Raw genomic sequence first — 25,530 nt, forward strand, 5'->3', positions numbered from 1 at the left:
GCTGTCCGGGTGGATCTGGACCTCTGGGCGGCCGTCGCCGCCGCGGTGTGGGGTGCGGCGGCCGGCGCGCTGGTGCCCCGTGCCGCGTACCGGCTGTCCGTCGAGCCCGGGCAGCCGTGGCGGGACCGGTGCCCGGACGGGCATCCGATCGGCGGATGGGTCGGACGGGCGCGGTGTGCTGACGGGCGGGCGTACGGCTCCGGGACCGTGGTCGTGGGCGCGGTCACCGCACTGGTGTGCGCGGTGCTCGCGCTCGCCACCGGCACGCGCCCGGAGCTGGCCGTGTGGCTGCTGCTCGCCCCCGTCGGCGTCCTGCTGACCCTCGTGGACTTCCGGGTGCAGCGGCTGCCGGACGTCCTGACCCTGCCGCTGGCCGGCGCCGCCCCCGCCCTGCTGGGGCTGGCCGCGCTGGCGCCCGAGCACGCGGGCCGGTGGCGCACCGCGCTGCTCGGCGCGCTCGTGCTGGGCGGCGCCTACTTCCTGCTGTTCCTCCTCAACCCGCACGGTCTCGGCTTCGGGGACGTCAAGCTGGCGCCCGGGCTCGGTGCGGTGCTCGGCTGGTACGGCTGGGGGACCGTGGTGCTCGGCACCTTCGCCGGGTTCCTGTTCGGGGGGCTGTACGGGCTCGGGCTCGTCCTCGCCCGGCGCGCCGGACGGCGTACGACGATCCCGTTCGGGCCGTTCCTCATCGCGGGCACGTTCGTCGGGCTGCTCATCGGCGCGTACGCGGCCTGACGTCGGGCCGGTAAAAGCGCTGGCGTAGGCTGGTTCGGTCCGCCACGACCCTTACGTGTCCGTCCATCCCCGCCGAAAGGGAGCCCGGTGACCGAGAAGGCCGACCTCACGTCCATTGATGTCACAGCCGTGCTCGACCGTGCCGCCGACGGTGGGCGGATCACCCCCGAGGAAGCGCTCGTCCTCTACCGCGACGCGCCGCTGCACGCGCTGGGCGCCGCCGCCGACGCCGTGCGCCGCCGCAAGTACGCCGGGATCGAGCACATCGCGACGTACATCATCGAGCGCAACATCAACTACACGAACGTGTGTGTGACGGCGTGCAAGTTCTGCGCCTTCTACGCGGCCCCCAAGGACACGGAGAAGGGCTGGACGCGCGACCTCGACGACATCCTGCGCCGCTGCGCCGAGACCGTCGAACTCGGCGGCACCCAGATCATGTTCCAGGGCGGCCACCACCCCGACTACGGCGTCGAGTACTACGAGCGGCACTTCCGCGCCATCAAGGAGGCGTTCCCCCAGCTGGTCATCCACAGCCTGGGGGCGTCCGAGGTGGAGCACATGGCCCGTATCTCGGGCGTGTCCGTGGAGGAGGCCATCTCCCGCATCCACGCCGCCGGGCTCGACTCCTTCGCCGGCGCCGGCGCCGAACTGCTGCCGGAGCGCCCGCGCAAGGCGATCGCGCCCCTGAAGGAGAGCGGCGAGCGCTGGCTGGAGATCATGGAGACCGCGCACCGGCTGGGTGTGGAGTCCACCTCGACCATGCTGATGGGCACGGGCGAGACCAACGCCGAGCGCATCGAGCACCTGCGGATGATCCGCGACGTGCAGGACCGCACGGGCGGGTTCCGGGCGTTCATCCCGTACACCTACCAGCCCGAGAACAACCACCTGAAGGGCCGCACCCAGGCGACCATCTTCGAGTACCTGCGGATGATCGCGGTCGCCCGTCTGTTCCTCGACAACGTCCGGCACATCCAGGGTTCCTGGCTGACCACCGGCAAGGACGTCGGCCAGCTGACCCTGCACTACGGCGCCGACGACCTCGGCTCGATCATGCTCGAGGAGAACGTCGTCTCCTCGGCCGGCGCCAAGCACCGCTCCAACCGCATGGAGATCATCGACCTGATCCGGAAGGCGGGGCGCGTCCCGGCCCAGCGGTCGACGACGTACGAGCACCTCGTGGTCCACGACGACCCGGCCAACGACCCGGTCGACGACCGCGTGATGTCCCACATCTCCTCCACGGCCATCGAGGGCGGTACGGCCCACCCGGAGTTGAAGCTCCTGGCGTCCAACTAGGGCGCGCATGCTGACGCTTCACGTGGCCGACCTCGTGGTCACCGGTGATGCGCGGCCGTCCGTGCCGGAAGGCGCCCTGCTCGTCGACGGCCGGGAGCTCGCGGCTCTCGGGACGTACGAGGAGTTGGCGGCCGCGCACCCCACGGCCCGGGTCAGGCGGTGGCCCGGACTGCTCGCCCCCGGGCTGCTGAATCCGTACGGTCCCGAACTGCTGGAGCAGACCTACCACCCGGACCCGCGTGAGGCCGATGAGCTGGGTACCGAGCCGCTCAGTGGCGCGGCCCTCGAGGCGCTCGCCCTGAGCGACGCCCGCTGGGGCGCCAGCGCACGGCACGGGGTGCAGCGGATGCTGGCGCACGGGACCGTCGCGGTGGCGGGGGACCTGTGGCGCCCCGCCGTGGTCGCCGCCGTGTACCGGGCGGGGTTGACGGTCGAGCAGCGGTTCGGGGCTCCCACGGGCCCGCCGTGTCTCGATCCGCTGACCGGACGGAGCCTGGAGGAGGCGATCGTGCTGCCGCTGCCGCGCGTCGGCATGGACGCCACGTTCGCCGTGTTCGACGCCCCGGACGATGCGGCGCTCGCCGAACGCGGAGCCGGAACGTGCGTGGCGACGGTCATCGCCGGACGTCTGGTGCACCGGCGTCGATAGCGAGGTTGGTGCACCGGCGCCGATGGCGAGGCCTGGTGCACCGGCGTCGATAGTGAGGCCTGGTCCACCGGCGCCGATGGCGAGGCTGCTGACACGACGCCGTACCCCCTGCTGCCACAATGGCCCCGTGACCCGCGCATCCCTGGACAAGCAGCCGCACGAAGTCGCCTCGATGTTCGACGACGTGGCGGAACGGTACGACCTGACGAACGACGTGCTGTCACTCGGGCAGGCGCGGCTGTGGCGCAAGGAGGTCGCGAAGGCGGTCGACGCGCGGCCCGCGCAGAAGGTCCTGGACCTCGCGGCCGGCACGGCGACCTCGTCGCTCCCCTTCACGCGGACCGGCGCGTACGTCGTCCCGTGCGACTTCTCGCTCGGGATGCTCCAGGTCGGCAAGAAGCGGCACCCCTGGATGCCCTTCACCGCGGGCGACGCGACGAAGCTGCCGTTCAAGGACGACACCTTCGACGCCGTCACCATCTCCTTCGGCCTGCGCAACGTGCAGGACACGGACGCGGCGCTGGGCGAGCTGTACCGGGTGACCAGGCCCGGCGGGCGGGTCGTGATCTGCGAGTTCTCGCATCCCACATGGGCGCCGTTCCGCACGGTCTACACCGAGTACCTGATGCGCGCGCTGCCGCCGGTGGCCCGCGCGGTGTCCTCCAACCCCGACGCCTACGTCTACCTCGCCGAGTCCATCCGCGCCTGGCCCGACCAGCCGGCCCTCGCCGAGCGGCTGCGCAAGGCGGGCTGGTCCAAGGTGGCGTGGCGGAACCTCACCGGCGGGATCGTGGCCCTGCACCGGGGCTTCAAGCAGGACTGACCGCGTACGGGTCGCCCGGCTCGTCCAGCTCGCGCTGCATTCCGCCCCTCGGCGGTGGTGGCACGCGCGGTTCGCGTACGCCCGCTCCGCCGCCGCCCTCGCCCTCGCCGAGGTCGAACCAGACGGTGACGACGGCACCGCGCGGCACCTCGGCGCCCGGCTGCGGGTACTGCCGTACGACGTAGTCGACGACGGTGCGGTGGAAGTCGGGCCGGTCGGGTGCGGCGAGCAGGACGCCCTGCTGCTTGGCGGCCTCACGCGCGTCCATCGCCATCAGACCGATCAGCCGCGGCACGCGCACTTCGGGTGTTTTGGGTGGTATAGGCACAGATGTCACCCCCAGCGGTACAGGAAGGGTAACCGGCCGGGGGTGCCACCCGGAAGCGCCAGGTGTCTTTCTGTGACAGTCGATCACGCTCGGTCACAGATCGAGGCGGTAGCAGTGGCCCTGCCGCTGCGACGCGGGCGTCGTGTAGGTCTCCGCCAGGCGCATCCCCAGCCGCTGTGTGACCGCGATGGACCGCGTGTTGCGGGAGTCGACCATGGCCACCACGCCGCTCACCCCCGCCGCACGCACGCGCTCCAGGGTCACCCGGGCGGCGGCCGTCACATACCCCTTGCCCCAGTGCGCCCGCCCGAGCCGCCAGCCGATCTCGATCTCCCCCTTCGGGCCCCACTCGCGCGGCCACGGCTGAGCGCCCGTGAAGCCGATGACCTCCCCGGACTCGTCGAGCACGCTCCACAGGCAGAAGCCGTACTCGGCGTCGTGCCGGCGCTGGCGGGCGGTGAGCTCCTCGTAGACGGACAGCTCGGCGGCCTTGCCGCCGTGGAACTCCATGACCTCGGGGTCGGCGAACACCCGGTGCCAGGCGAAGGCGTCCTCGTCGGTGGGGACGCGCAGCCGTACGTCGGGGAGAGCTCGGTTCATGGGGGCAGCCCTTCAGCCGGGAGGTCGGTGACGCTGAATAGACTGCCCATGTCCAGTGCCCGTCAGAACGCTGTTTCGGCCGCGGTTTCCCCGTGGCTTTCTCGCTGCCTGCCGCAGGCGCTGGTGTTGTCGTCGTCGAGTCTTGGGGAGAACCCGCCGTGACCGAGCCCCAGCCCCTTACCGAACACACCGCCGATGTGATCGTCGTCGGGGCCGGGCCAGCCGGTTCCACCACCGCGTACTACCTCGCGAAGGCGGGCCTGGACGTCCTGCTGCTGGAGAAGACCGCGTTCCCCCGCGAGAAGGTGTGCGGTGACGGTCTGACGCCGCGCGCCACCAAGCAGCTCGTCGCGATGGGCATCGACATCTCCGAAGAGGCCGGCTGGCTGCGCAACAAGGGTCTGCGCATCATCGGCGGCGGGGTGCGGCTCCAGCTCGACTGGCCGGATCTCGCCTCCTACCCTGACTACGGACTGGTCCGCAAGCGCGACGACTTCGACGAACAGCTGGCCCGGCAGGCGCAGAAGGCGGGCGCGCGGCTGTACGAGCGCTGCAATGTGGGCGCCCCGATCGTCGACGACCGCACCGGCCGTATCACGGGCGTGCACGCCAAGCTGGGCGACGAGAAGCGCGAGGTCACCTTCCACGCGCCGCTCGTGGTCGCGGCGGACGGCAACTCCTCGCGGCTGTCGCTGGGGATGGGCCTGCACCGCCGCGAGGACCGCCCCATGGGTGTCGCGGTCCGTACGTACTTCACCTCCCCGCGCCACGACGACGACTACCTGGAGTCCTGGCTGGAGCTCTGGGACCGGCGCGGCGGCCAGGAGCGGCTGCTGCCCGGCTACGGCTGGATCTTCGGCATGGGCGACGGGACGAGCAACGTCGGCCTGGGCGTGCTGAACACCTCGGAGTCCTTCAGGGAACTGGACTGGCGGGAGGTGCTCAAGGCCTGGTGCGCCTCGATGCCTCAGGACTGGGGCTACACCCCCGAGAACATGACCGGCCCGATCCGCGGCGCCGCCCTCCCCATGGCCTTCAACCGCCAGCCGCACTACACCAAGGGCCTGTTGCTCGTCGGCGACGCGGGCGGCCTGGTGAACCCCTTCAACGGCGAGGGCATCGCCTACGCCATGGAGTCCGGCCAGATCGCGGCGGACGTCATCGTCCAGGCCCTGGCCCGCGCGACCCCCGGCCAGCGCGAACTCGCCCTGCACAACTACCCGAAGATCCTGAAGGACACCTACGGCGGCTACTACACGCTGGGCCGCGCCTTCGTGAAGCTGATCGGCAACCCGAAGGTGATGAAGATCGCTGCCCAGCGCGGCCTCACGCACCCCGTGCTCATGAAGTTCACCCTGAAGCTGCTCGCCAACCTCACCGATCCGACGGGCGGCGACGCGATGGACCGGATCATCAACGGGCTGTCCAAGGTGGCTCCCAAGGCGTGAACAGGTGACCGGCAGGTGAGGGTGCTGTAGGTGACCGGGCCGCGACCTTCCGTCGCGGTCCGTCTCTCCCTACCCTCCGGTGCCCATGACAACAGAACACCAGGAACCCACCCGCAGACGCTTCCTCGCAGGGGCCGGAGGAGCCGCCGCCGTCTCGTTATGGCCCGGCGGCCGCGCCCGTGCCGTCACCCGCAGGCACGTCGCCGTGCTCGGCGGCGGTGTCTCGGGGCTCAGCGCCGCCCAGGAACTCGCCGAGCGCGGCTATGCCGTCACCGTCTACGAGTACTACGACGTCCTCGGCGGCAAGGCCCGCTCCATGGACGTGCCCGGTACGGGGAGCGGTGGCCGCAGACCGCTGCCCGGCGAGCACGGCTTCCGGTTCTTCCCCGGTTTCTACCGGAACCTGCCGGACACCATGCGCCGCATCCCCTTCCCCGGCAACGCGAACGGCGTCCACGGCAACCTGCGCAACGGCACCGAGGAGTTGTTCGCCCGCAGTTCCGGCCGCCCTGACCTGCACTTCCCGCTGCGCCGGGTCACCACCCCGCCGGCCCCCGGCGACATCATCCCGTCCTGGCTCCGCGACCAGATCCTGTCCGTACTGGACCTGGGTACCCGCCTGCCCGCCCACGAGGCCGCCTACTTCGCCGACCGCCTCCTGGTCCACCTCACCAGCTGCGACGCCCGCCGCGAGGACCAGTGGGAGAAGACGTCCTGGTGGCAGTTCATCCGGGCCGAGGAGATGAGCGCGGAGTACCAGACCCTCCTCGGCATCGGCCAGACCCGCAACCTCGTCGCCACGCGCGCGGAGGTGGCGTCCACGCGCACGGTCGGCCGCGTCATCATCGAGGCCCTCATCCTCTGGGGCCTGCTCGGCCGCGGCCTGGACGGCGACGCCGACATCGACCGCGTCCTCAACGCCCCGACCAGCGAGGCCTGGATCGACCCCTGGGCCGCGCACCTGCGCTCCCTCGGCGTCGAGTTCGTGCTCGGCACCGAGGTCCGTGAGGTGGGTTACGGGGGCGGGCGCGTCACCGGCGTGAGGGTCGCCGCGCGCGACGGCGGGGACGAGCGCACCCTCACCGCCGACCACTACGTCTCCGCGATGCCCGTCGAGCACGCCCGCCGCACCTGGGGCGCCGCCCTGCGCGCCGCCGATCCGCAGCTCGCCCGGTGCGACGCGCTCAAGACGGACTGGATGACCGGGGTGCAGTTCTATCTGCGCACGCCCACGCCCGTCGTCCACGGGCACATCAACTGCCTGGACTCACCCTGGTCGGTGACCGGGATCGGGCAGGCGCAGTTCTGGGACGTACGGGACTTCTCGCGGGACTACGGCGACGGTCAGGCCCGGGACTGCCTGTCCGCGATCATCTCGGAGTGGGACAAGCCCGGCATCCTGTACGGCAAGACGGCCCGCGAGTGCACCAAGGAGGAGATCGTCGCGGAGCTGTGGGCCCAGCTGAAGGACGGACTCAACGACTCCGGCAAGACCACGCTGAGGGACGAGGATCGCCTCGGCTGGTTCATGGACCCGGCGGTGACCGGTCTCGGCGGCCCCGACCCGCAGAACCGCGAGCCGCTCCTCATCCATCCGACGGGCACGCTCTACAACCGCCCCTCGGCGAGGACCGCCGTACCGAATTTCTTCCTCGCGGGCGACTACGTCCGGACGGATGTGGACCTGGCGACGATGGAGGGCGCCAACGAGTCGGCGCGCAGGGCCGTCAACGCGCTGCTGGACGCCGACGGCGCGGACGCCGAGCGGTGCCGGATCTGGGAGCTGTACCGCCCGCCGGAGCTGGAGCCCCTCAAGCGGGTCGACGAGGTGCGCTATCGGCTCGGCCTGCCGAACACGTTCGACGTGGGGTGAGCGGAGTCGGCCGGGGATGAGCGGGGAGGGCCGCCGCCTCGAACGGGCGACGGCCCTGCGATCCCCGTACCGCTTGCGACGGCTCGGTCAGAGCACGCGGACCGCGCCGGACGGCGGGTCGTAGGACAGCGGGTGCTCCCCGACGCCGCTGGAGGGGTTCTGCGCGCCGACGAACATGCCGTCGCCCACGTACACCGCGACGTGGTAGGCACTGCCCGCGCTGCCCCAGTACAGGATGTCCCCGGGCTGCAGGTTGCTCAGCGAGACCTGGGTGCCGGCCGTCGACTGGTCCTGGGAGACCCGCGGGAGGTTGACCCCGACCTGCTTGAAGGCCGTCTGCACCAGGCCGGAGCAGTCGTAGGCCGACGGACCGGTGGCGCCGGAGACGTACGCCTTGCCGATCTGCGCCTTGACGAAGGCGACGACCTCCGCGACCGAACCGGTGGCCGTGGAGGAGCTCGTCGAGGCGGTGGTCGAGGCGGCGGTGAGGACGGTGCGCTCGGCGCTGCGCGAGGCGGCCTCCGCCTGCTTGCGCTCCGCCTCGGCCTTCCGCTTGGCCTCGGCCGCCTTCTTCTTGGCCTGGGCCAGGTCCGTCTGGGCCTGCTTCGCGGCCTTGGCGGCGGCCGCGTCACGCTCGACCTGCAGCTGGTAATTGGCCGCGGCCTGCTGGGTGGCCGCCGCGGACTGTGCGACCTGCGTGGCCACGTCGGCCGTCAGGGTCGGCAGCTCGAGCGTCTGGGTCACCGGCTCCGCGGCGTCGGCCGATGCCGAGGCCCCGGCCACGGCCAGGGTGCTGAGGACACCACCGGCGACTGAGGCCCGCATCGCGATGGTCGACGCGCTGCGGTTGCGGGGCTTCCGGTGGCTGCGTATGTGAGCGGTGTGGGACATGGGGACAAGCGGTACCAGGGACTCCTCCATACCTTCAAGAAACGTGTGGTGCGCCACAGTTGTTCAATCGGCGGCCTGAATCCCGGGCGTGTCATTCTTTATTGACGCCGTAACGGGCAAAGCGGACAGTGGTGATCAAGCCTGTGATCATGGGCTTTCGTCGTTACGTCCCGAATTGCTCCTGGCTTACCACTGGTTGGGGCAGATGGCCAAGCCCGCTTTATTGAACCGTCACACAGATGTGGCGCAGGTCACGGAACGGTCTCCGTCGCGGGGGCGTCTCGCGCGCAGCGGGGCTCCTCGGTCCGTGCGCCTGCCCTGCCGCTTGTGAATGCACGCACCTCTGCGCGTGAAGCCGCCCCTCTGCTCGTGAACGCGTGCACACGTCCACATTCGCCCTCGCTCCTCCCTCTGAAGTGTGAACGGGTGCCTTTATCAAGGGTTCTGGTCCAACGCCAATTTGCTTTGAGCGCTTGCCCTTTGATAGTGCAAGACCGCCTCTACCAGCGGAGACGGGTGAAAATGTCATCTCTTGGTGATCACTCGACTGCTTCGCGTACGTAGATCACCGCTCATCCGACTTCATGATCCTTCGCCGGGTGGTGGAGATCACAAAGTACGTGCCGACCCCCGTGTCGCAGATCACACACCCGCGGGCATAAGATGCACGGCAGTTGGGCTTGTGACCTGCTTCACATGTCCGCGATCTTCGCTGGGGCGAGCGGGGCTTGCGAGACATGTGGGACGGATGTGAGCCCAGCGCAACCGCCAGCAGTCAGTGCCGACTGAGAGGAGCGAGGAGCGGTGAACGCGTATGCGCCCATCCTCGTACTGGGAGCCCTCGGGGCAGGCTTTGCGATCTTCTCCGTGGTCATGGCCACGCTGATCGGTCCGAAGCGGTACAACCGCGCCAAGCTCGAGGCCTACGAGTGCGGTATCGAGCCGACCCCCACGCCGGCCGGCGGCGGGCGCTTCCCGATCAAGTACTACCTGACGGCGATGCTCTTCATCGTCTTCGACATCGAGATCGTCTTCCTCTACCCCTGGGCCGTCACCTTCGACGCCCTGGGGATCTTCGGGCTCGTGGAGATGCTGCTCTTCGTGCTCACCGTCTTCGTCGCGTACGCGTACGTATGGCGGCGCGGCGGCCTGGAATGGGACTGAGGGGCCTTACGTCATGGGACTCGAAGAAAAGCTGCCGAGCGGTTTCCTTCTGACCACCGTCGAGCAGGCCGCGGGCTGGGTGCGGAAGGCGTCGGTCTTCCCCGCCACCTTCGGCCTCGCCTGCTGCGCCATCGAGATGATGACCACCGGCGCCGGCCGCTACGACCTGGCGCGCTTCGGCATGGAGGTCTTCCGCGGCTCGCCCCGCCAGGCGGACCTGATGATCGTCGCGGGCCGGGTCAGCCAGAAGATGGCGCCGGTCCTCAGGCAGGTCTACGACCAGATGCCGAACCCCAAGTGGGTGATCTCGATGGGCGTGTGCGCCTCCTCGGGCGGCATGTTCAACAACTACGCGATCGTCCAGGGCGTCGACCACATCGTCCCCGTCGACATCTACCTGCCCGGCTGCCCGCCGCGGCCCGAGATGCTGATGGACGCGATCCTCAAGCTGCACCAGAAGATCCAGTCCTCCAAGCTCGGCGTCAACGCCGAGGAGGCGGCCCGGGAGGCGGAGGAAGCGGCGCTCAAGGCCCTGCCGACGATCGAGATGAAGGGGCTGCTGCGATGAGCGACGCGAACGGCACCGACGCGGCGAACGGCTCCTCGAACGGGGTCAACCCCGAGAAGGACCTCGGCGCCGCCAACCTCCCCGGCCGACGCGGCGAGGGCGGCGAGGAGATCCGCGTCCAGCGCGGCATGTTCGGCGCCAACAACGGCGGCGACACCTCCGGCTACGGCGGCCTCGTCCGCTCCATCCGCCTCCCGGGCGCGGCCACCCGCCCCTACGGCGGCTGGTTCGACGAGGTCGCCGACGAGCTGGAGGGCGCCCTGGAGGAACAGGGCCTCCTCCCCGAGAACGCCATCGAGAAGACCGTCGTCGACCGCGGCGAGCTGACGTTCCACATCGAACGCGAGTACCTGGTCGCCGTCGCCCAGACCCTCCGCGACGACCCGGCGCTCCGTTTCGAGCTGTGCACGGGCGTGAGCGGAGTGCACTACCCCGGCGACAAGGGCCGCGAGCTGCACGCCGTCTACCACCTGCGCTCGATCACCCACAACCGGCTGATCCGCCTGGAGGTCAGCGCCCCCGACGCCGACCCGCACGTCCCGTCGCTCGTCTCCGTGTATCCCACGAACGACTGGCACGAACGCGAGACGTACGACTTCTTCGGCCTGATCTTCGACGGCCACCCGGCGCTGACGCGGATCATGATGCCGGACGACTGGCAGGGCCATCCGCAGCGCAAGGACTACCCCCTCGGCGGCATCCCCGTCGAGTACAAGGGCGCCCAGATCCCGGCTCCGGACCAGCGGAGGTCGTACTCATGAGCACGCACACCCCGTCCTCCGCCTCCGCGCGCGAGACCACCGAGGGCACCGTCTACACGGTCACCGGCGGCGACTGGGACGAGGTCGTCCAGACCGCCTCCCGTGCCGACGACGAGCGCCTGATCGTGAACATGGGCCCGCAGCACCCGTCCACGCACGGCGTGCTGAGGCTCATCCTGGAGATCGAGGGCGAGACGGTCACCGAGGCCCGCTGCGGCATCGGCTACCTGCACACCGGCATCGAGAAGAACCTCGAGTACCGCACGTGGACGCAGGGCACCACGTTCGTGACGCGCATGGACTACCTGACGCCGTTCTTCAACGAGACGGCGTACTGCCTCGCCGTGGAGAAGCTCCTCGGCATCGAGGACCAGGTCCCGGACCGCGCCACGATCATCCGGGTGCTCCTGATGGAGCTGAACCGGCTCTCCTCCCACCTGGTGTGCATCGCCACCGGCGGCATGGAGCTCGGCGCCACCACGATCATGATCTACGGCTTCCGCGACCGGGAGATGATCCTCGACATCTACGAGCTGATCACCGGCCTGAGGATGAACCACGCCTACGTCCGCCCCGGCGGACTCGCCCAGGACCTCCCGCCGGGCGCCGTGGACCAGATCCGCGAGTTCGTGAAAAAGATGAAGAAGAACCTCCCGGAGTACGACAAGCTCGCCACCGGGAACCCCATCTTCAAGGCCCGTATGCAGGACATCGGCTACCTGGACCTCGCGGGCTGCATGGCCCTCGGCGCCACGGGGCCGATCCTGCGCTCCGCCGGCCTGCCGCACGACCTGCGCAAGGCTCAGCCCTACTGCGGCTACGAGACGTACGACTTCGACGTCCCGACCGCCGACACCTGTGACGCCTACGGCCGCTTCCTCGTCCGCCTGGAGGAGATGCGCCAGTCGGTCAGGATCATCGAGCAGTGCCTGGACCGGCTGCAGCCCGGCCCGGTCATGGTGGCCGACAAGAAGATCGCGTGGCCCGCGCAGCTCGCCCTGGGACCGGACGGGCTCGGCAACTCCCTGGACCACATCAAGAAGATCATGGGCACCTCCATGGAGGCCCTGATCCACCACTTCAAGCTGGTGACCGAGGGCTTCCGCGTCCCGCCGGGACAGGCGTACGCGGCGGTCGAGTCGCCCAAGGGCGAGCTCGGCGTGCACGCCGTATCCGACGGCGGCACCCGCCCCTACCGGGTCCACTTCCGCGACCCGTCCTTCACCAACCTGCAGGCCATGGCGGCGATGTGCGAGGGCGGCCAGGTCGCCGACGTCATCGTCGCCGTCGCGTCCATCGACCCCGTGATGGGAGGCGTCGACCGGTGACCACCTCTTCTTCCCAGCGGGGCGTCAGCCTGGGCATGCCCGAACTGCCCGCGCCCGACTACCCGGACGACGTGCGGGCCCGGCTGGAGCGGGACGCACACGAGATCGTCGCCCGCTACCCGGACTCCCGGTCCGCCCTCCTGCCGCTGCTGCACCTGGTGCAGTCGGAGGAGGGCCATGTCACGCGCACCGGAATGCGGTTCTGCGCCGAGGTGCTGGGCCTGACCACGGCCGAGGTCACCGCGGTCGCCACCTTCTACACCATGTACCGGCGGCGGCCCTCCGGTGACTACCAGGTGGGCGTCTGCACCAACACCCTGTGCGCCGTGATGGGCGGCGACGCCATCTTCGAGGCCCTCCAGGAGCACCTGGGCGTCGGCAACGGCGAGACCACCGACGACGGCAAGGTCACCCTGGAGCACATCGAGTGCAACGCGGCCTGCGACTACGCGCCGGTCGTGATGGTCAACTGGGAGTTCTTCGACAACCAGACCCCCGAGACCGCCAGGCGCCTCGTCGACGACCTGCGCGCGGGACGGCAGGTCGCTCCCACCCGCGGTGCCCCCTTGTGCACCTTCAAGGAGACCGCCCGGATGCTGGCCGGCTTCCCCGACGAGAGGGACGGGGCCGTCGAGGCGACCGGCAGCGCGGGTCCGGCCTCCCTGGTCGGGCTGCGGCTGGCCAAGGGGGAGTCCCCCGCCGCGCGCGTGGTGCACCCGCGGGACGCCGGGCCGCACGACGAGGCCGGGGACACGGCCGTGCACCAGCCGTCGCCGTCCGAGCACCTCAGCTCGCACGACGCGCCGCAGGACACATCGGCCTCCGACCCGGCCCACCCGGCCGGGCCCGTAGCCGACGAGGGAGGGCAGTGATGACCTTGTCCACTCAACATGGGGGCACCTCCCAGCCGGAGGCTGGGGGAGAGACCAGCCCCGAGAAGCTGCTCGTGCCCGTGCTGTCGGCCTTCTGGGACGAGGAGAGGGCCTGGACGCTGGACGTCTACCACAGGCACGACGGCTACGAGGGGCTCCGCAAGGCGCTCGCCATGTCGCCGGACGACGTGATCGCGTACGTCAAGGACTCCGGACTGCGCGGGCGCGGCGGCGCGGGATTCCCGACGGGAATGAAGTGGCAGTTCATTCCCCAGGGGGACGGCAAGCCTCACTATCTGGTTGTCAACGCCGACGAATCGGAGCCCGGGACCTGCAAGGACATCCCGCTCCTCTTCGCGAACCCGCACAGCCTCATCGAGGGCATCGTCATCGCGTGCTACGCCATCAGGTCGTCGCATGCCTTCATCTATCTGCGTGGTGAAGTCGTCCCCGTGCTGCGGCGGTTGCACTCGGCCGTGCGCGAGGCCTACGCGGCGGGCTACCTGGGCGAGAACATCCTGGGCAGCGGGCTCGATCTCGACGTCACCGTGCACGCGGGCGCGGGCGCGTACATCTGCGGTGAGGAGACCGCACTGCTCGACTCGCTCGAAGGCCGTCGTGGTCAACCGCGGCTCCGCCCCCCCTTCCCTGCGGTCGCGGGCCTCTACGCGTGCCCGACTGTGGTGAACAACGTCGAGTCGATCGCGTCGGTTCCCGCGATCCTGAACCGGGGCAAGGAATGGTTCCGGTCGATGGGCAGCGACAAGTCGCCGGGCTTCACGCTGTACTCGCTCAGCGGCCATGTGGCCAACCCCGGCCAGTACGAGGCCCCGCTCGGCATCACGCTGCGGCAGCTCCTCGACATGAGCGGCGGGATGCGGCCCGGCCACCGGCTGAAGTTCTGGACGCCGGGCGGCTCCTCCACGCCGATGTTCACCGAGGAGCACCTCGACGTCGCGCTGGACTACGAGGGCGTGGGCGCCGCCGGGTCCATGCTCGGCACCAAGGCCCTGCAGTGCTTCGACGAGACGACCTGCGTGGTGCGGGCCGTCACCCGCTGGACCGAGTTCTACGCCCACGAGTCCTGCGGCAAGTGCACCCCCTGCCGGGAGGGCACGTACTGGCTCGTGCAGCTGCTGCGGGACATCGAGGCAGGCAAGGGCGTCATGTCCGACCTCGACAAGCTCGCCGACATCGCCGACAACATCAACGGCAAGTCCTTCTGCGCCCTCGGCGACGGCGCCGCCTCGCCGATCTTCTCCTCCCTCAAGTACTTCCGCGAGGAGTACGAGGACCACATCACGGGCCGGGGCTGCCCCTTCGACCCGGCCAAGTCCACGGCCTGGGCGGACAAGCCCGCGGAGGTGACCGCATGACTGTGACCACCAGCGCTCCCTCAGGTGGGGGAGAGGCGGCGGTCCCGCCGGAGGACCTCGTCACGCTGACGATCGACGGCGTCGAGATCAGCGTGCCCAAGGGCACCCTGGTCATCCGCGCCGCCGAACAGCTCGGCATCGAGATCCCCCGCTTCTGCGACCACCCTCTGCTCGACCCCGCCGGCGCCTGCCGCCAGTGCATCGTCGAGGTCGAGGGCCAGCGCAAGCCCATGGCGTCCTGCACGATCACGTGTACGGACGGGATGGTCGTGAAGACGCACCTCACCTCGCCCGTCGCCGAGAAGGCCCAGAAGGGTGTGATGGAGCTCCTGCTCATCAACCACCCGCTGGACTGCCCCGTCTGCGACAAGGGCGGCGAGTGCCCGCTGCAGAACCAGGCGATGTCGCACGGCAACGCCGAGTCCCGCTTCGACGGCAGGAAGCGGACGTACGAGAAGCCGGTCCCGATCTCCACGCAGGTGCTGCTCGACCGTGAGCGGTGCGTGCTGTGCGCCCGCTGCACCCGGTTCTCCAACCAGATCGCGGGCGACCCGATGATCGAGCTGCTGGAGCGGGGCGCGCTGCAGCAGGTCGGCACCGGCGAGGGCGACCCCTTCGAGTCGTACTTCTCCGGGAACACCATCCAGATCTGCCCGGTCGGTGCGCTGACCTCGGCGGCGTACCGCTTCCGCTCCCGCCCCTTCGACCTCGTCTCGTCCCCCTCGGTCTGCGAGCACTGCTCCGGCGGCTGCGCCACCCGCACCGACCACCGGCGCGGCAAGGTCATGCGGCGCCTGGCCGCCTACGACCCCGAGGTCAACGAGGAGTGGATCTGCGACAAGGGACGCTTCGCGTTCCGGTACGCGCAGATGAAGGACCGGCTCGACACCCCGCTGGTGCGGCGCGAGAGCGGTGAGCTGGAGCCCGCGTCCTGGCCCGAGGCGCTCGACATCGCCGCCCGGGGGCTGCTCTCCGCGCGGGGCCGGGCCGGGGTGCTCACAGGCGGCCGGCTCACCGTGGAGGACGCCTACGCGTACAGCAAGTTCGCGCGCGTGGCGCTCGACACGAACGACATCGACTTCCGCGCGCGCGTGCACAGCGGCGAGGAGGCCGACTTCCTGGCCGCCCGGATCGCCGGACGCGGCCGCGACCTCGACGGTACGGGCGTCACGTACACCTTCCTCGAGAAGGCGCCCGCCGTCCTGCTCGTCGGGTTCGAGTCCGAGGAGGAGGCGCCCGGCGTCTTCCTGCGGCTGCGCAAGGCCTGGCGGGGGCACGGCCAGCAGGTGTTCGCCCTCGCCACGCACGCCACCCGGGGCCTGGAGAAGGCCGGCGGCACCCTGCTGCCCGCCGCGCCCGGCACCGAGACCGAGTGGCTGGACGCGCTGGCCGGACGGGTCGGCCTGGAGGAGGACGGCGTACGCGCCGCGGAGGCGCTGCGCACCGAGGGCGCCGTGATCGTCGTCGGTGAACGCCTCGCCGCCGTGGCGGGCGGCCTCACCGCCGCCGTCCGCACCGCGGCCGCCACCGGGGCCAAGCTGGTGTGGATCCCGCGCCGGGCCGGTGAGCGCGGAGCGGTCGAGGTGGGCGCGCTGCCCTCGCTGCTGCCGGGCGGGCGTCCGGCCACCGACCCGCGCGCGCGGGAGGAGGTCGCCGCCGCCTGGGGCCTCGCCGACCTCCCGCACCGCTACGGCCGGGACACGGGCCAGATCGTCGAGGCCGCGGCCACCGGCGAACTGCGCGCCCTGGTCGTGGCCGGCGTCGAGGTCGCCGACCTGCCGGATCCGGCACGCGCGCGTGAAGCACTGTCCGAGGTGGACTTCCTGGTCTCCCTGGAGCTGCGGCCCAGCGAGGTCACCGAGCGCGCGGACGTGGTGCTGCCGGTCGCGGCGGCCGCCGAGAAGGCCGGCACCTTCCTCAACTGGGAGGGCAGGGCCCGGTTCTTCGAGGCCGCGCTCAAACCCGACCAGATGACCCGCCCGCTGATGCCGACCGACGCGCGCGTACTGCAGATGCTCGCCGACGCGATGGACGTGCACCTGGGGCTGCCCGATCTGCGCACGATCCGCGTGGAGCTGGACCGCCTCGGCGCCTGGGACGGTCCGCGGGCCGCCAACCCCCTGGAGATCGGCGGGCAGCTGCCCCGCCCGGCCGCCGGGGAGGCCGTGCTCGCCGGCCACCGGCTGCTGCTCGACCAGGGCCGCCTCCAGGACGGCGACGAGGCGCTCGCCGGCACCCGGCACGCGGCACGCGCGCGTCTGTCCGCCGCCACCGCCGCCGAGGCGGGCGTCGAGGACGGCGACCTGCTGGCCGTGCGCGGCCCGGCCGGAACCGTGGAACTCGCGCTGCAGATCACCGAGATGCCCGACCGCGTCGTCTGGCTCCCTATGAACTCCACGGGCGGCGGCGTCCCCTCCGACATCGGGGCGCAGCCCGGCACCCTCGTCCGCATCGGCCCGGCGACGCCCGCCGAAGCTCCCAAGGAGGTGGAGGCATGAGCCCGTACCTCGCCGCTGAAGACCTCTCGATGTTCGGCCACGACCCCTGGTGGCTGGTCGTCGTCAAGGCGGTGTTCTGCTTCGCCTTCCTGATGGTGACCGTGCTGTTCTCCATCGTCTGGGAGCGCAAGGTCGTCGCCTGGATGCAGCTGCGCATCGGCCCCAACCGGCACGGCCCCTGGGGCATGCTCCAGTCGCTCGCCGACGGCGTGAAGCTGATGCTGAAGGAAGACCTCATCGTCAAGCGCGCGGACAAGGTGGTCTACATCCTCGCGCCGATCGTCGCGGCCATCCCGGCCTTCATGGCGATCGCGGTGATCCCCTTCGGGCCCGCCGGCAACGAGATCTCGATCTTCGGGCACCGCACCACGATGCAGCTCACCGACCTGCCCATCGCGATGCTCTACATCCTCGCGGTCGCCTCGGTCGGCATCTACGGCATCGTGCTGGCGGGCTGGAGCTCCGGCTCCACCTACCCGCTCCTCGGCGGCCTGCGCTCCTGCGCGCAGATGATCTCCTACGAGATCGCCATGGGCGCCGCCTTCGCCTCCGTGTTCCTCTACTCGGGGTCGATGTCGACGTCGAGGATCGTCGAGGCGCAGCACGACCGCTGGTACATCCTGCTGCTGCCGGTGTCGTTCATCATCTACATCGTCACGATGGTCGGCGAGACCAACCGCGCCCCCTTCGACATGCCGGAGTCCGAGGGCGACCTGGTCGGCGGCTTCAACACCGAGTACTCGTCGATCAAGTTCGCGATGTTCATGCTCGCCGAGTACGTGAACATGGTGACGGTCTCGGCCGTGTCCACCACCCTCTTCCTGGGCGGCTGGCGCGCCCCGTGGCCGATCAGCACGGTCTGGGAGGGCGCGAACCACGGCTGGTGGCCGCTGCTCTGGTTCGTCATCAAGGTCCAGCTGCTGCTGTTCTTCTTCATCTGGCTGCGCGGCACGCTCCCGCGCGTGCGCTACGACCAGCTGATGAAGCTCGGCTGGAAGGTCCTCATCCCGGTCTCCGTGGTCTGGCTGATGCTCGTCGCGACCGTACGGGCGCTTCGCAACGAGAACTACGGGTTCGGCGACATCGCGCTGTACGTCGCGGGCGGAGTCCTCGCGCTGCTCCTGGTGTCGTTCGTCGTCGACATGTTCCGCGCGAAGGCCAAGGAGGCCGAGCGGCCCGCCGAGGAGCCCGCCGCCTTCGACCCGATGGCCGGCGGATTCCCCGTGCCGCCGCTGCCGGGACAGACGCTGCCACCGGTGCCCAGGCGCCGCTCGCGCCGGGAGCGGGAGCTGATTGTCAGTGGTGGGCCGGACACTGTCAGTGACGGATCTTCGGATGGAAAGGAGGCGTCCGATGGCTGACGAGCCCAAGGACACCAAGCCGGGTTTCCAGAACCCGGTGGCCGGCTTCGGCGTGACCTTCAAGGCCATGTTCAAGAAGCGGCTCACCGAGCAGTACCCGGAGCAGAAGAAGACCACGGCTCCGCGGTTCCACGGCCGGCACCAGCTCAACCGCCATCCGGACGGCCTGGAGAAGTGCGTCGGCTGCGAACTGTGCGCCTGGGCGTGTCCCGCCGACGCGATCTACGTCGAGGGCGCGGACAACACGGACGAGGAGCGCTACTCCCCGGGCGAGCGGTACGGGCGGGTCTACCAGATCAACTACGCCCGCTGCATCCTGTGCGGCCTGTGCATCGAGGCGTGCCCCACGCGCGCGCTCACGATGACGAACGAGTTCGAGCTGGCCGACTCCAGCCGCGCCAACCTCATCTACACCAAGGAGCAACTGCTCGCCGGCCTCGAAGAGGGCATGGTCGACACACCCCACGCCATCTACCCGGGGATGGACGAGCAGGACTACTACCAGGGACTGGTGACGGAGGCCGCGCCCGGCACGGTGCGCCAGGTCGCCGTCTCGAAGGGCGAGGTCCCGCAGGAGGCCGTCTCCACCTTCGGCGAGGGCGAGCCGGCGTCGAAGAAGGTGATCGGCGGATGACTGATCTCGCGGCCTACTCCACCTCCACCGGAGAGGCCTTCCAGTTCTGGGTCCTGGGCACCGTCGCGGTGCTCGGCGCCCTCGGCACCGTCTTCATGAAGAAGGCCGTGCACAGCGCGCTGTGCCTCGCGGGCACCATGATCGTCCTGGCGGTTTTCTACCTCGCCAACGGCGCCTACTTCCTGGGGATCGTGCAGATCGTCGTCTACACCGGCGCGATCATGATGCTGTTCCTGTTCGTGGTGATGCTCGTCGGCGTCACCGCGGCGGACTCCCTGAAGGAGACCATCAAGGGGCAGCGCTGGCTGGCCCTCCTGTGCGGGCTCGGCTTCGGCATCCTGCTGTTCGCGGGCATCGCCAACGCGTCCCTGAAGGACTTCGCCGGCACCGGCAAGGCGAACGCGGGCGGCAATGTGGAGGGCCTGGCGGCCCTCATCTTCACCAAGTACGTGTTCGCCTTCGAAATCACCGGCGCCCTGCTCATCACGGCCGCCGTCGGCGCCATGGTGCTCACCCACCGCGAGCGCACCGAGCGCGCCCGCACCCAGCGCGAACTCTCCGAGCAGCGCGTACGGGAGGGCAAGCACGTTCCGCCGCTGCCGGCCCCCGGCGTCTACGCCCGGCACAACGCGGTGGACATCGCGGGCCTCCTGCCGGACGGCACCCCGTCCGAGCTGACCGTCAACAAGACGCTGCGCGCCCGCGGCCAGATCCGCGACGTGTCCGACGAGGCGATCAGCGATCTCAAGGCGCTGGAGCAGCACGCCGCCGAGCGCCTGGAGCGCACCGAGGAGAAGCGGCCGGCGCTCAAGAGGACCGAGGAGGCGTCGAAGTGAACCCGGTCAACTACCTGTATCTCGCCGCCCTGTTGTTCACGATCGGCGCCACCGGCGTACTGATCCGGCGCAACGCGATCGTGGTGTTCATGTGCATCGAGCTGATGCTCAACGCGTGCAACCTCGCGTTCGTCACCTTCTCCCGGATGCACGGCAATCTCGACGGGCAGATCATCGCCTTCTTCACGATGGTCGTCGCCGCCGCGGAGGTCGTCGTCGGGCTCGCGATCATCGTGTCGCTGTTCCGTACCCGCCATTCGGCCTCGGTCGACGACGCCAGCCTGATGAAGCTGTAAGGGGTCGGGAGAATCGTGGAGAACCTGATTGCGCTGCTGATCGCGGCGCCCCTGCTCGGAGCGGCCGTGCTGCTGTGCGGCGGCAGAAGGCTGGACGCGGTCGGCCACTGGCTCGGCACGGTGCTCGCCGCCGCCTCCTTCGTGTTCGGTGTCGTCCTCTTCACCGACATGCTGGGTAGGGCCGCCGACCACCGGACCCTCACCCAGCACCTGTTCACCTGGGTCCCGGTGGCCGGTTTCCAGGCCGACGTCACCTTCCGGCTCGACCAGCTGTCGATGACGTTCGTCCTGCTGATCACCGGAGTCGGCTCGCTCATCCACCTGTACTCGGTCGGGTACATGGAGCACGACGAGCGCAGGCGCCGCTTCTTCGGCTATCTGAACCTGTTCCTCGCGGCGATGCTGCTGCTCGTCCTCGCCGACAACTACCTGCTGTTGTACGTCGGCTGGGAGGGCGTCGGTCTCGCCTCCTACCTGCTGATCGGCTTCTGGCAGCACAAGCCCAGCGCGGCGACCGCGGCGAAGAAGGCGTTCATCGTCAACCGCGTCGGCGACATGGGCCTGTCGATCGCCATCATGCTGATGTTCACGACGTTCGGGACCTTCGCCTTCGGCCCGGTCCTCGGCCACGTCGGGGACACGAGCGAGGGCAAGCTCACCGCGATCGGCCTGATGCTGCTGCTCGCCGCCTGCGGCAAGTCGGCGCAGGTGCCGCTGCAGTCCTGGCTCGGTGACGCGATGGAGGGCCCGACCCCGGTCTCCGCCCTGATCCACGCCGCGACCATGGTGACCGCGGGCGTGTACCTGATCGTCCGGTCCGGGGCCATCTTCAACGCCGCGCCCGACGCGCAGCTGGCCGTCACCGTGGTCGGTGCGGTCACACTCCTGTTCGGTGCGATCGTCGGTTGCGCGAAGGACGACATCAAGAAGGCGCTGGCCGGCTCGACCATGTCGCAGATCGGCTACATGGTGCTCGCCGCGGGCCTCGGCCCCATCGGCTACGTCTTCGCGATCATGCACCTGGTGACGCACGGCTTCTTCAAGGCCGGGCTCTTCCTCGGCGCCGGCTCGGTCATGCACGGCATGAACGACGAGGTCGACATGCGCCGGTACGGCGGCCTCAGGAAGTACATGCCGGTCACCTTCGTCACCTTCGGCCTCGGCTACCTGGCGATCATCGGCTTCCCGGGCCTGTCCGGCTTCTTCTCCAAGGACAAGATCATCGAGGCGGCGTTCGCCAAGGGCGGCACCGAGGGCTGGATCCTCGGCGGTGCGGCCCTGCTGGGCGCGGCCATCACGGCGTTCTACATGACGCGCGTGATGCTGATGACGTTCTTCGGCGAGGAGCGCTGGCGCCACGCCCCGACTCCGTCCCCGGCGGAGCCGAGCGTGGAGCCCGCCGCCGAGACCCGGGGCGAGCACGCGGAGCCGCATCCGCACGAGTCGCCGGGCGTCATGACGATCCCCATGATCGTGCTGGCGGTCGGATCGGTCTTCGGCGGCGCGTTCTTCAGCATCGGCGACCGGTTCCTGCACTGGCTCGAGCCGGTCACCGGGCACAGCGAGGGGCACTCGCCGGTCAGCGCCTGGACGGTCACCGGAGCGACCATGGTGTGCCTGGTCATCGGCGTGGCCATCGCCTGGGCGCAGTACGGCCGGAGGCCCGTCCCGGCCGTCGCCCCGCGCGGCTCCCTGCTCACCCGGGCCGCCCGGCGCGACCTGCTCCAGGACGACTTCAACCACGTCGTCCTCGTCCGGGGCGGGGAGCACCTCACGCGCTCCCTGGTGTACGTGGACCACACCCTGGTCGACGGCGTCGTCAACGGCACGGCGGCCTCGGTCGGCGGCCTGTCCGGCCGGCTCCGCCGACTGCAGAACGGCTACGCACGGTCGTACGCCGTCTCGATGTTCGGCGGTGCGGCGGTGCTCGTCGCCCTGACCCTGCTGATGAGGGCGGTCTGATAGCGATGTCCTTTCCCCTGCTGACAGCGACGGCGGTGCTCCCGGCCGTGGGGGCGATCGCCACGGCCGCGGTCCCGGCCGCGCAGCGCACCGCCGCCAAGTGGCTGGCGCTGGTCGTCTCGCTCGCCACGCTCGCGCTCGCCGCAGTGATCGCGTTCCGCTTCGAACCGGGCGGCGCCCGGTACCAGTTCACCGAGTCCCAGGCCTGGATCAAGGATTTCGGGGTCCGGTACGAGCTGGGCGTGGACGGCATCGCGGTGGCGCTCATCGCGCTGACCGCGCTGTTGATCCCGTTCGTGATCCTGGCGGGCTGGCACGACGCGGACCCGCTGGAGACCGGAAGCCGGCGCTGGCGGCCGACGCAGGGCTTCTTCGCCCTGATCCTGGCCGTCGAGGCGATGGTGATCCTCTCGTTCGAGGCCACCGACGTCTTTCTCTTCTACATCTTCTTCGAAGCCATGCTCATCCCGATGTACTTCCTCATCGGCGGCTTCGGGGACCGCGCCCACGAGCAGGGCGAGAAGGCGGCGTCCACGCAGCGGTCGTACGCCGCCGTGAAGTTCCTCCTCTACAACCTGGCCGGCGGCCTGATCATGCTGGCCGCGGTGATCGGCCTGTATGTGCAGGCGGGCAATTTCTCCCTCCCGGACATCGTGGAGGCGCGGGCGAACGGCTCGCTGCACATGGCGACCAGCACCGAACGCTGGCTGTTCCTCGGCTTCTTCTTCGCCTTCGCGGTCAAGGCGCCGCTGTGGCCGCTGCACACCTGGCTGCCCAACGCCATGGGCGAGGCCACCGCCCCCGTCGCCGTGCTGATCACGGCGGTCGTCGACAAGGTGGGCACGTTCGCGATGCTGCGCTTCTGCCTCCAGCTGTTCCCGGAGGCGAGCAAGTGGGCGACACCGGTCATCCTCGTCCTGGCCCTGATCAGCATCCTGTACGGGGCGCTGCTGGCGGTCGGCCAGCGGGACATCAAGCGGCTGGTGGCCTACGCGTCGATCTCGCACTTCGGCTTCATCATCATGGGCATCTTCGCGATGACCAGCCAGGGCCAGTCCGGGGCGACGCTGTACATGGTCAACCACGGCATCTCGACGGCCGCCTGGATGCTGGTGGCGGGCTTCCTGATCTCGCGCCGCGGCTCGCGTCTGATCGCGGGGTACGGGGGCGTGCAGAAGGTCGCGCCGGTGCTCGCCGGCACGTTCCTGATCGGCGGCCTGGCGACGCTGTCCCTGCCGGGGCTCGCGCCGTTCGTCAGTGAGTTCCTGGTGCTGGTCGGCACGTTCACGCGCCATCCGGTGATCGGCATCATCGCCACCTTCGGCATCGTCCTCGCCGCGCTCTACACCCTCGTCCTGTACCAGCGGACGATGACGGGCCCGGTGAAGGCGGAGGTCGCGGCGATGCCGGACCTGCGGGTCCGCGAACTCGTGGTGGTCGTCCCGCTGATCGCTCTGCTGATCTTCCTGGGCGTCTACCCGAAGCCGGTCACCGACCTGGTCAACCCGGCGGTCCAGCACACCATGTCCGACGTACACCAGACCGATCCCAAGCCCGCAGTGGAGGCGGCCAAGTGAGCGCAACAGCCGTCCACAGCCTGTGGACAACCGCGGCCGACCCGATCGCGAAGATCCAGGCGCCGAAGATCGAGTACGGGCAGTTGTCGCCGACCCTGATCGTCATCGGTGCCGCGCTCGTCGGGGTGCTGATCGAGGCGTTCGTGCCGCGCAAGTCCCGTTACTACGCACAAGCGTTCGTGTCCGTCGTCGCGCTCGCCGCCGCGTTCGCCGCGGTGGTGGCGCTCGCCGCCGACGGATACGGCACCACCAAGGCCCACATCGCGGCGATGGGCGCGCTGGCGGTCGACGGACCGTCCCTGTTCCTGCAGGGAACGATCCTGCTGGCGGGCCTGCTCGGCGTGTTCACCTTCGCCGAGCGGCGACTCGACCCGGCGGCGCACGGCAACCGCGTGGACTCGTTCGCCGCGCAGGCCGCGTCCGTGCCGGGCAGCGAGAGCGAGAAGGCCGCCGTAAAGGCGGGCTTCACTACGACGGAGGCGTTCCCGCTGCTGCTGTTCGCGGTCGGCGGCATGCTGGTCTTCCCCTCGGCGAACGACCTGCTGACCCTCTTCGTCGCCCTGGAGGTCTTCTCGCTGCCGCTGTACCTGCTGTGCGCGCTCGCCCGCCGCAAGCGGCTCATGTCGCAGGAGGCCGCGGTCAAGTACTTCCTGCTCGGCGCCTTCGCCTCCGCCTTCACGCTCTTCGGCATCGCCCTGCTGTACGGCTACGCGGGCTCGGTGTCGTACGCGCGGATCGCCCAGGTCGTCGACGGCACGGTCACGAACGTCGACCCGGCGCTCGCCAACACCATGGGCAATGACGCGCTGCTGCTCGTCGGCGCCGCGATGGTCGTGATGGGCCTGCTGTTCAAGGTGGGAGCGGTGCCGTTCCACATGTGGACGCCGGACGTGTACCAGGGCGCGCCGACACCGGTGACCGGCTTCATGGCGGCGGCGACCAAGGTGGCGGCGTTCGGCGCGCTGCTGCGGCTGCTGTACGTGGTCCTGCCGGGCATGCGCTGGGACTGGCGGCCGGTGATGTGGGCGATCGCGATCGTCACCATGCTGGGCGGTGCGATCGTGGCGATCACGCAGACCGACATCAAGCGGATGCTGGCGTACTCGTCGATCGCGCACGCGGGATTCATCCTCGCGGGTGTGATCGCGACCACGCGGAGCGGCGTGTCCTCGGTCCTCTTCTACCTGGCCGCGTACTCGTTCGTGACGATCGGCGCCTTCGCGGTCGTCACCCTCGTCCGCGACGCGGGCGGCGAGGCCACCCACCTGTCCAAGTGGGCCGGGCTCGGCCGCAGGTCCCCGCTGGTGGCGGCCGTGTTCGCGGTGTTCCTGCTGGCCTTCGCGGGCATCCCGCTGACCTCGGGCTTCGCCGGGAAGTTCGCGGTGTTCAAGGCGGCGGCGGAAGGCGGGGCGATCCCGCTGGTCGTGATCGGTGTGATCTCGTCCGCCGTGGCGGCGTTCTTCTACATCCGCGTGATCGTCCTGATGTTCTTCAGCGAACCGCGCCCCGAGGGCCCGACGGTGGCGGTCCCCTCACCGCTGACGATGACGGCGATCGGGCTCGGCGTGGCGGTCACCGTGGCGCTGGGTGTGGCACCGCAGTACTTCCTCGACCTGGCGAACCAGGCGGGGGTGTTCGTGCGCTGAGG

Annotated in this window: 23 protein-coding genes; 20 read left to right on the forward strand and 3 right to left on the reverse strand. The window is 70.0% G+C overall.

Annotated features, from left to right (window positions below; all coding sequences use genetic code 11):
* The first annotated feature begins 9 nt into the window (after nucleotides 1–9).
* From ACIRC0_RS08210 to ACIRC0_RS08225, 4 genes are all read left to right on the forward strand, one after another.
* Complete coding sequence (locus ACIRC0_RS08210; RefSeq protein WP_403612999.1) at nucleotides 10–735, forward strand: prepilin peptidase; 726 nt, start codon at nucleotides 10–12, stop codon at nucleotides 733–735.
* 87 nt (nucleotides 736–822) lie between these two features.
* Nucleotides 823–2,037 carry a cyclic dehypoxanthinyl futalosine synthase gene (mqnC, locus tag ACIRC0_RS08215; RefSeq protein WP_403613001.1) on the forward strand — a complete coding sequence of 405 codons (1,215 nt, stop codon included), beginning with the start codon at nucleotides 823–825 and terminating at the stop codon, nucleotides 2,035–2,037.
* 7 nt (nucleotides 2,038–2,044) lie between these two features.
* The gene (locus tag ACIRC0_RS08220; RefSeq protein ID WP_403613004.1) at nucleotides 2,045–2,686 is read left to right on the forward strand and encodes an imidazolonepropionase-like domain-containing protein; all 642 of its coding nucleotides are present in this window, start codon (nucleotides 2,045–2,047) and stop codon (nucleotides 2,684–2,686) included.
* Nucleotides 2,687–2,813: 127 nt separating this feature from the next.
* A complete protein-coding gene (locus tag ACIRC0_RS08225) occupies nucleotides 2,814–3,509 on the forward strand; it encodes a demethylmenaquinone methyltransferase (protein ID WP_403613006.1) in 696 nt (231 codons plus the stop codon).
* Here the strand turns inward: ACIRC0_RS08225 and ACIRC0_RS08230 are convergent.
* Nucleotides 3,496–3,837: a PASTA domain-containing protein gene (locus tag ACIRC0_RS08230; protein ID WP_403613008.1), complete on the reverse strand. Its 342-nt coding sequence runs from the start codon at nucleotides 3,835–3,837 to the stop codon at nucleotides 3,496–3,498. The genes ACIRC0_RS08225 and ACIRC0_RS08230 overlap by 14 nt on opposite strands.
* A gap of 93 nt (nucleotides 3,838–3,930) precedes the next feature.
* A complete protein-coding gene (locus ACIRC0_RS08235) occupies nucleotides 3,931–4,437 on the reverse strand; it encodes a GNAT family N-acetyltransferase (RefSeq protein WP_403613011.1) in 507 nt (168 codons plus the stop codon).
* A 158-nt stretch (nucleotides 4,438–4,595) separates the two neighbouring features.
* Here ACIRC0_RS08235 and ACIRC0_RS08240 point away from each other — a divergent pair, with 158 nt between their 5' ends.
* Both ACIRC0_RS08240 and ACIRC0_RS08245 read left to right on the forward strand, forming a co-directional pair.
* Nucleotides 4,596–5,885: a geranylgeranyl reductase family protein gene (locus ACIRC0_RS08240; protein ID WP_403613014.1), complete on the forward strand. Its 1,290-nt coding sequence runs from the start codon at nucleotides 4,596–4,598 to the stop codon at nucleotides 5,883–5,885.
* An 85-nt stretch (nucleotides 5,886–5,970) separates the two neighbouring features.
* The gene (locus ACIRC0_RS08245) at nucleotides 5,971–7,758 is read left to right on the forward strand and encodes an FAD-dependent oxidoreductase (RefSeq protein WP_403613017.1); all 1,788 of its coding nucleotides are present in this window, start codon (nucleotides 5,971–5,973) and stop codon (nucleotides 7,756–7,758) included.
* An 87-nt stretch (nucleotides 7,759–7,845) separates the two neighbouring features.
* Here ACIRC0_RS08245 and ACIRC0_RS08250 read toward each other — a convergent pair whose 3' ends face one another.
* Nucleotides 7,846–8,649 carry a C40 family peptidase gene (locus ACIRC0_RS08250; RefSeq protein WP_403613019.1) on the reverse strand — a complete coding sequence of 268 codons (804 nt, stop codon included), beginning with the start codon at nucleotides 8,647–8,649 and terminating at the stop codon, nucleotides 7,846–7,848.
* An 804-nt stretch (nucleotides 8,650–9,453) separates the two neighbouring features.
* Here ACIRC0_RS08250 and ACIRC0_RS08255 point away from each other — a divergent pair.
* The 14 genes from ACIRC0_RS08255 to nuoN are packed head-to-tail and all read left to right on the forward strand — an operon-like array spanning nucleotide 9,454 to nucleotide 25,528.
* Nucleotides 9,454–9,813, forward strand: a complete 360-nt coding sequence (locus ACIRC0_RS08255) for an NADH-quinone oxidoreductase subunit A (RefSeq protein WP_003992243.1) — start codon at nucleotides 9,454–9,456, stop codon at nucleotides 9,811–9,813.
* Nucleotides 9,814–9,826: 13 nt separating this feature from the next.
* On the forward strand, nucleotides 9,827–10,381 hold the full coding sequence (locus ACIRC0_RS08260) for an NADH-quinone oxidoreductase subunit B family protein (RefSeq protein ID WP_007383964.1): 555 nt from the start codon (nucleotides 9,827–9,829) through the stop codon (nucleotides 10,379–10,381).
* Nucleotides 10,378–11,142 carry an NADH-quinone oxidoreductase subunit C gene (locus ACIRC0_RS08265; protein WP_403613022.1) on the forward strand — a complete coding sequence of 255 codons (765 nt, stop codon included), beginning with the start codon at nucleotides 10,378–10,380 and terminating at the stop codon, nucleotides 11,140–11,142. Before ACIRC0_RS08260 ends, ACIRC0_RS08265 begins: the two co-directional genes overlap by 4 nt.
* Nucleotides 11,139–12,470, forward strand: a complete 1,332-nt coding sequence (locus tag ACIRC0_RS08270; RefSeq protein ID WP_403613025.1) for an NADH-quinone oxidoreductase subunit D — start codon at nucleotides 11,139–11,141, stop codon at nucleotides 12,468–12,470. The genes ACIRC0_RS08265 and ACIRC0_RS08270 overlap by 4 nt, the downstream gene beginning before the upstream one ends.
* On the forward strand, nucleotides 12,467–13,342 hold the full coding sequence (gene nuoE, locus ACIRC0_RS08275) for an NADH-quinone oxidoreductase subunit NuoE (RefSeq protein WP_403613028.1): 876 nt from the start codon (nucleotides 12,467–12,469) through the stop codon (nucleotides 13,340–13,342). The genes ACIRC0_RS08270 and nuoE overlap by 4 nt, the downstream gene beginning before the upstream one ends.
* Entirely contained in the window at nucleotides 13,342–14,718 is a 1,377-nt protein-coding gene (nuoF, locus tag ACIRC0_RS08280) for an NADH-quinone oxidoreductase subunit NuoF (RefSeq protein WP_403613030.1), read from the forward strand. The genes nuoE and nuoF overlap by 1 nt, the downstream gene beginning before the upstream one ends.
* Nucleotides 14,715–17,216: an NADH-quinone oxidoreductase subunit G gene (locus ACIRC0_RS08285; RefSeq protein ID WP_403613033.1), complete on the forward strand. Its 2,502-nt coding sequence runs from the start codon at nucleotides 14,715–14,717 to the stop codon at nucleotides 17,214–17,216. The genes nuoF and ACIRC0_RS08285 overlap by 4 nt, the downstream gene beginning before the upstream one ends.
* Nucleotides 17,213–18,577 (forward strand): NADH-quinone oxidoreductase subunit NuoH, encoded by a 1,365-nt coding sequence (gene nuoH, locus ACIRC0_RS08290; RefSeq protein WP_403613035.1) that lies wholly within the window; start codon nucleotides 17,213–17,215, stop codon nucleotides 18,575–18,577. Before ACIRC0_RS08285 ends, nuoH begins: the two co-directional genes overlap by 4 nt.
* Entirely contained in the window at nucleotides 18,570–19,211 is a 642-nt protein-coding gene (gene nuoI / locus ACIRC0_RS08295) for an NADH-quinone oxidoreductase subunit NuoI (protein WP_403613037.1), read from the forward strand. Before nuoH ends, nuoI begins: the two co-directional genes overlap by 8 nt.
* Nucleotides 19,208–20,047 (forward strand): NADH-quinone oxidoreductase subunit J, encoded by an 840-nt coding sequence (locus ACIRC0_RS08300; RefSeq protein ID WP_403613039.1) that lies wholly within the window; start codon nucleotides 19,208–19,210, stop codon nucleotides 20,045–20,047. Before nuoI ends, ACIRC0_RS08300 begins: the two co-directional genes overlap by 4 nt.
* A complete protein-coding gene (gene nuoK / locus ACIRC0_RS08305) occupies nucleotides 20,044–20,343 on the forward strand; it encodes an NADH-quinone oxidoreductase subunit NuoK (protein WP_023547474.1) in 300 nt (99 codons plus the stop codon). Before ACIRC0_RS08300 ends, nuoK begins: the two co-directional genes overlap by 4 nt.
* Before the next feature lie 15 nt (nucleotides 20,344–20,358).
* Nucleotides 20,359–22,305: an NADH-quinone oxidoreductase subunit L gene (gene nuoL, locus ACIRC0_RS08310; protein WP_403613041.1), complete on the forward strand. Its 1,947-nt coding sequence runs from the start codon at nucleotides 20,359–20,361 to the stop codon at nucleotides 22,303–22,305.
* A 5-nt stretch (nucleotides 22,306–22,310) separates the two neighbouring features.
* Nucleotides 22,311–23,882, forward strand: coding sequence for an NADH-quinone oxidoreductase subunit M (locus ACIRC0_RS08315; protein WP_403613044.1), 1,572 nt, complete (start codon nucleotides 22,311–22,313; stop codon nucleotides 23,880–23,882).
* On the forward strand, nucleotides 23,879–25,528 hold the full coding sequence (gene nuoN, locus ACIRC0_RS08320) for an NADH-quinone oxidoreductase subunit NuoN (RefSeq protein WP_403613046.1): 1,650 nt from the start codon (nucleotides 23,879–23,881) through the stop codon (nucleotides 25,526–25,528). The genes ACIRC0_RS08315 and nuoN overlap by 4 nt, the downstream gene beginning before the upstream one ends.
* Nucleotides 25,529–25,530 lie beyond the last annotated feature (2 nt).

It is taken from the genome of Streptomyces sp. NPDC093984, assembly GCF_044764595.1.
GTDB lineage: Bacteria > Actinomycetota > Actinomycetes > Streptomycetales > Streptomycetaceae > Streptomyces > Streptomyces cynarae.

Bases quoted from the DNA above. Each gene is read 5' to 3' on its own strand.
- nuoI (WP_403613037.1), top strand. From the start codon at position 18,570: ATGGCTGACGAGCCCAAGGACACCAAGCCGGGTTTCCAGAACCCGGTG.
- ACIRC0_RS08265 (WP_403613022.1), top strand. From the start codon at position 10,378: ATGAGCGACGCGAACGGCACCGACGCGGCGAACGGCTCCTCGAACGGG.
- ACIRC0_RS08245 (WP_403613017.1), top strand. From the start codon at position 5,971: ATGACAACAGAACACCAGGAACCCACCCGCAGACGCTTCCTCGCAGGG.
- ACIRC0_RS08260 (WP_007383964.1), top strand. From the start codon at position 9,827: ATGGGACTCGAAGAAAAGCTGCCGAGCGGTTTCCTTCTGACCACCGTC.
- ACIRC0_RS08270 (WP_403613025.1), top strand. From the start codon at position 11,139: ATGAGCACGCACACCCCGTCCTCCGCCTCCGCGCGCGAGACCACCGAG.
- ACIRC0_RS08220 (WP_403613004.1), top strand. From the start codon at position 2,045: ATGCTGACGCTTCACGTGGCCGACCTCGTGGTCACCGGTGATGCGCGG.
- ACIRC0_RS08300 (WP_403613039.1), top strand. From the start codon at position 19,208: ATGACTGATCTCGCGGCCTACTCCACCTCCACCGGAGAGGCCTTCCAG.
- ACIRC0_RS08250 (WP_403613019.1), bottom strand. From the start codon at position 8,649: ATGTCCCACACCGCTCACATACGCAGCCACCGGAAGCCCCGCAACCGC.
- ACIRC0_RS08285 (WP_403613033.1), top strand. From the start codon at position 14,715: ATGACTGTGACCACCAGCGCTCCCTCAGGTGGGGGAGAGGCGGCGGTC.
- ACIRC0_RS08315 (WP_403613044.1), top strand. From the start codon at position 22,311: ATGTCCTTTCCCCTGCTGACAGCGACGGCGGTGCTCCCGGCCGTGGGG.
- nuoF (WP_403613030.1), top strand. From the start codon at position 13,342: ATGACCTTGTCCACTCAACATGGGGGCACCTCCCAGCCGGAGGCTGGG.
- ACIRC0_RS08235 (WP_403613011.1), bottom strand. From the start codon at position 4,437: ATGAACCGAGCTCTCCCCGACGTACGGCTGCGCGTCCCCACCGACGAG.
- nuoH (WP_403613035.1), top strand. From the start codon at position 17,213: ATGAGCCCGTACCTCGCCGCTGAAGACCTCTCGATGTTCGGCCACGAC.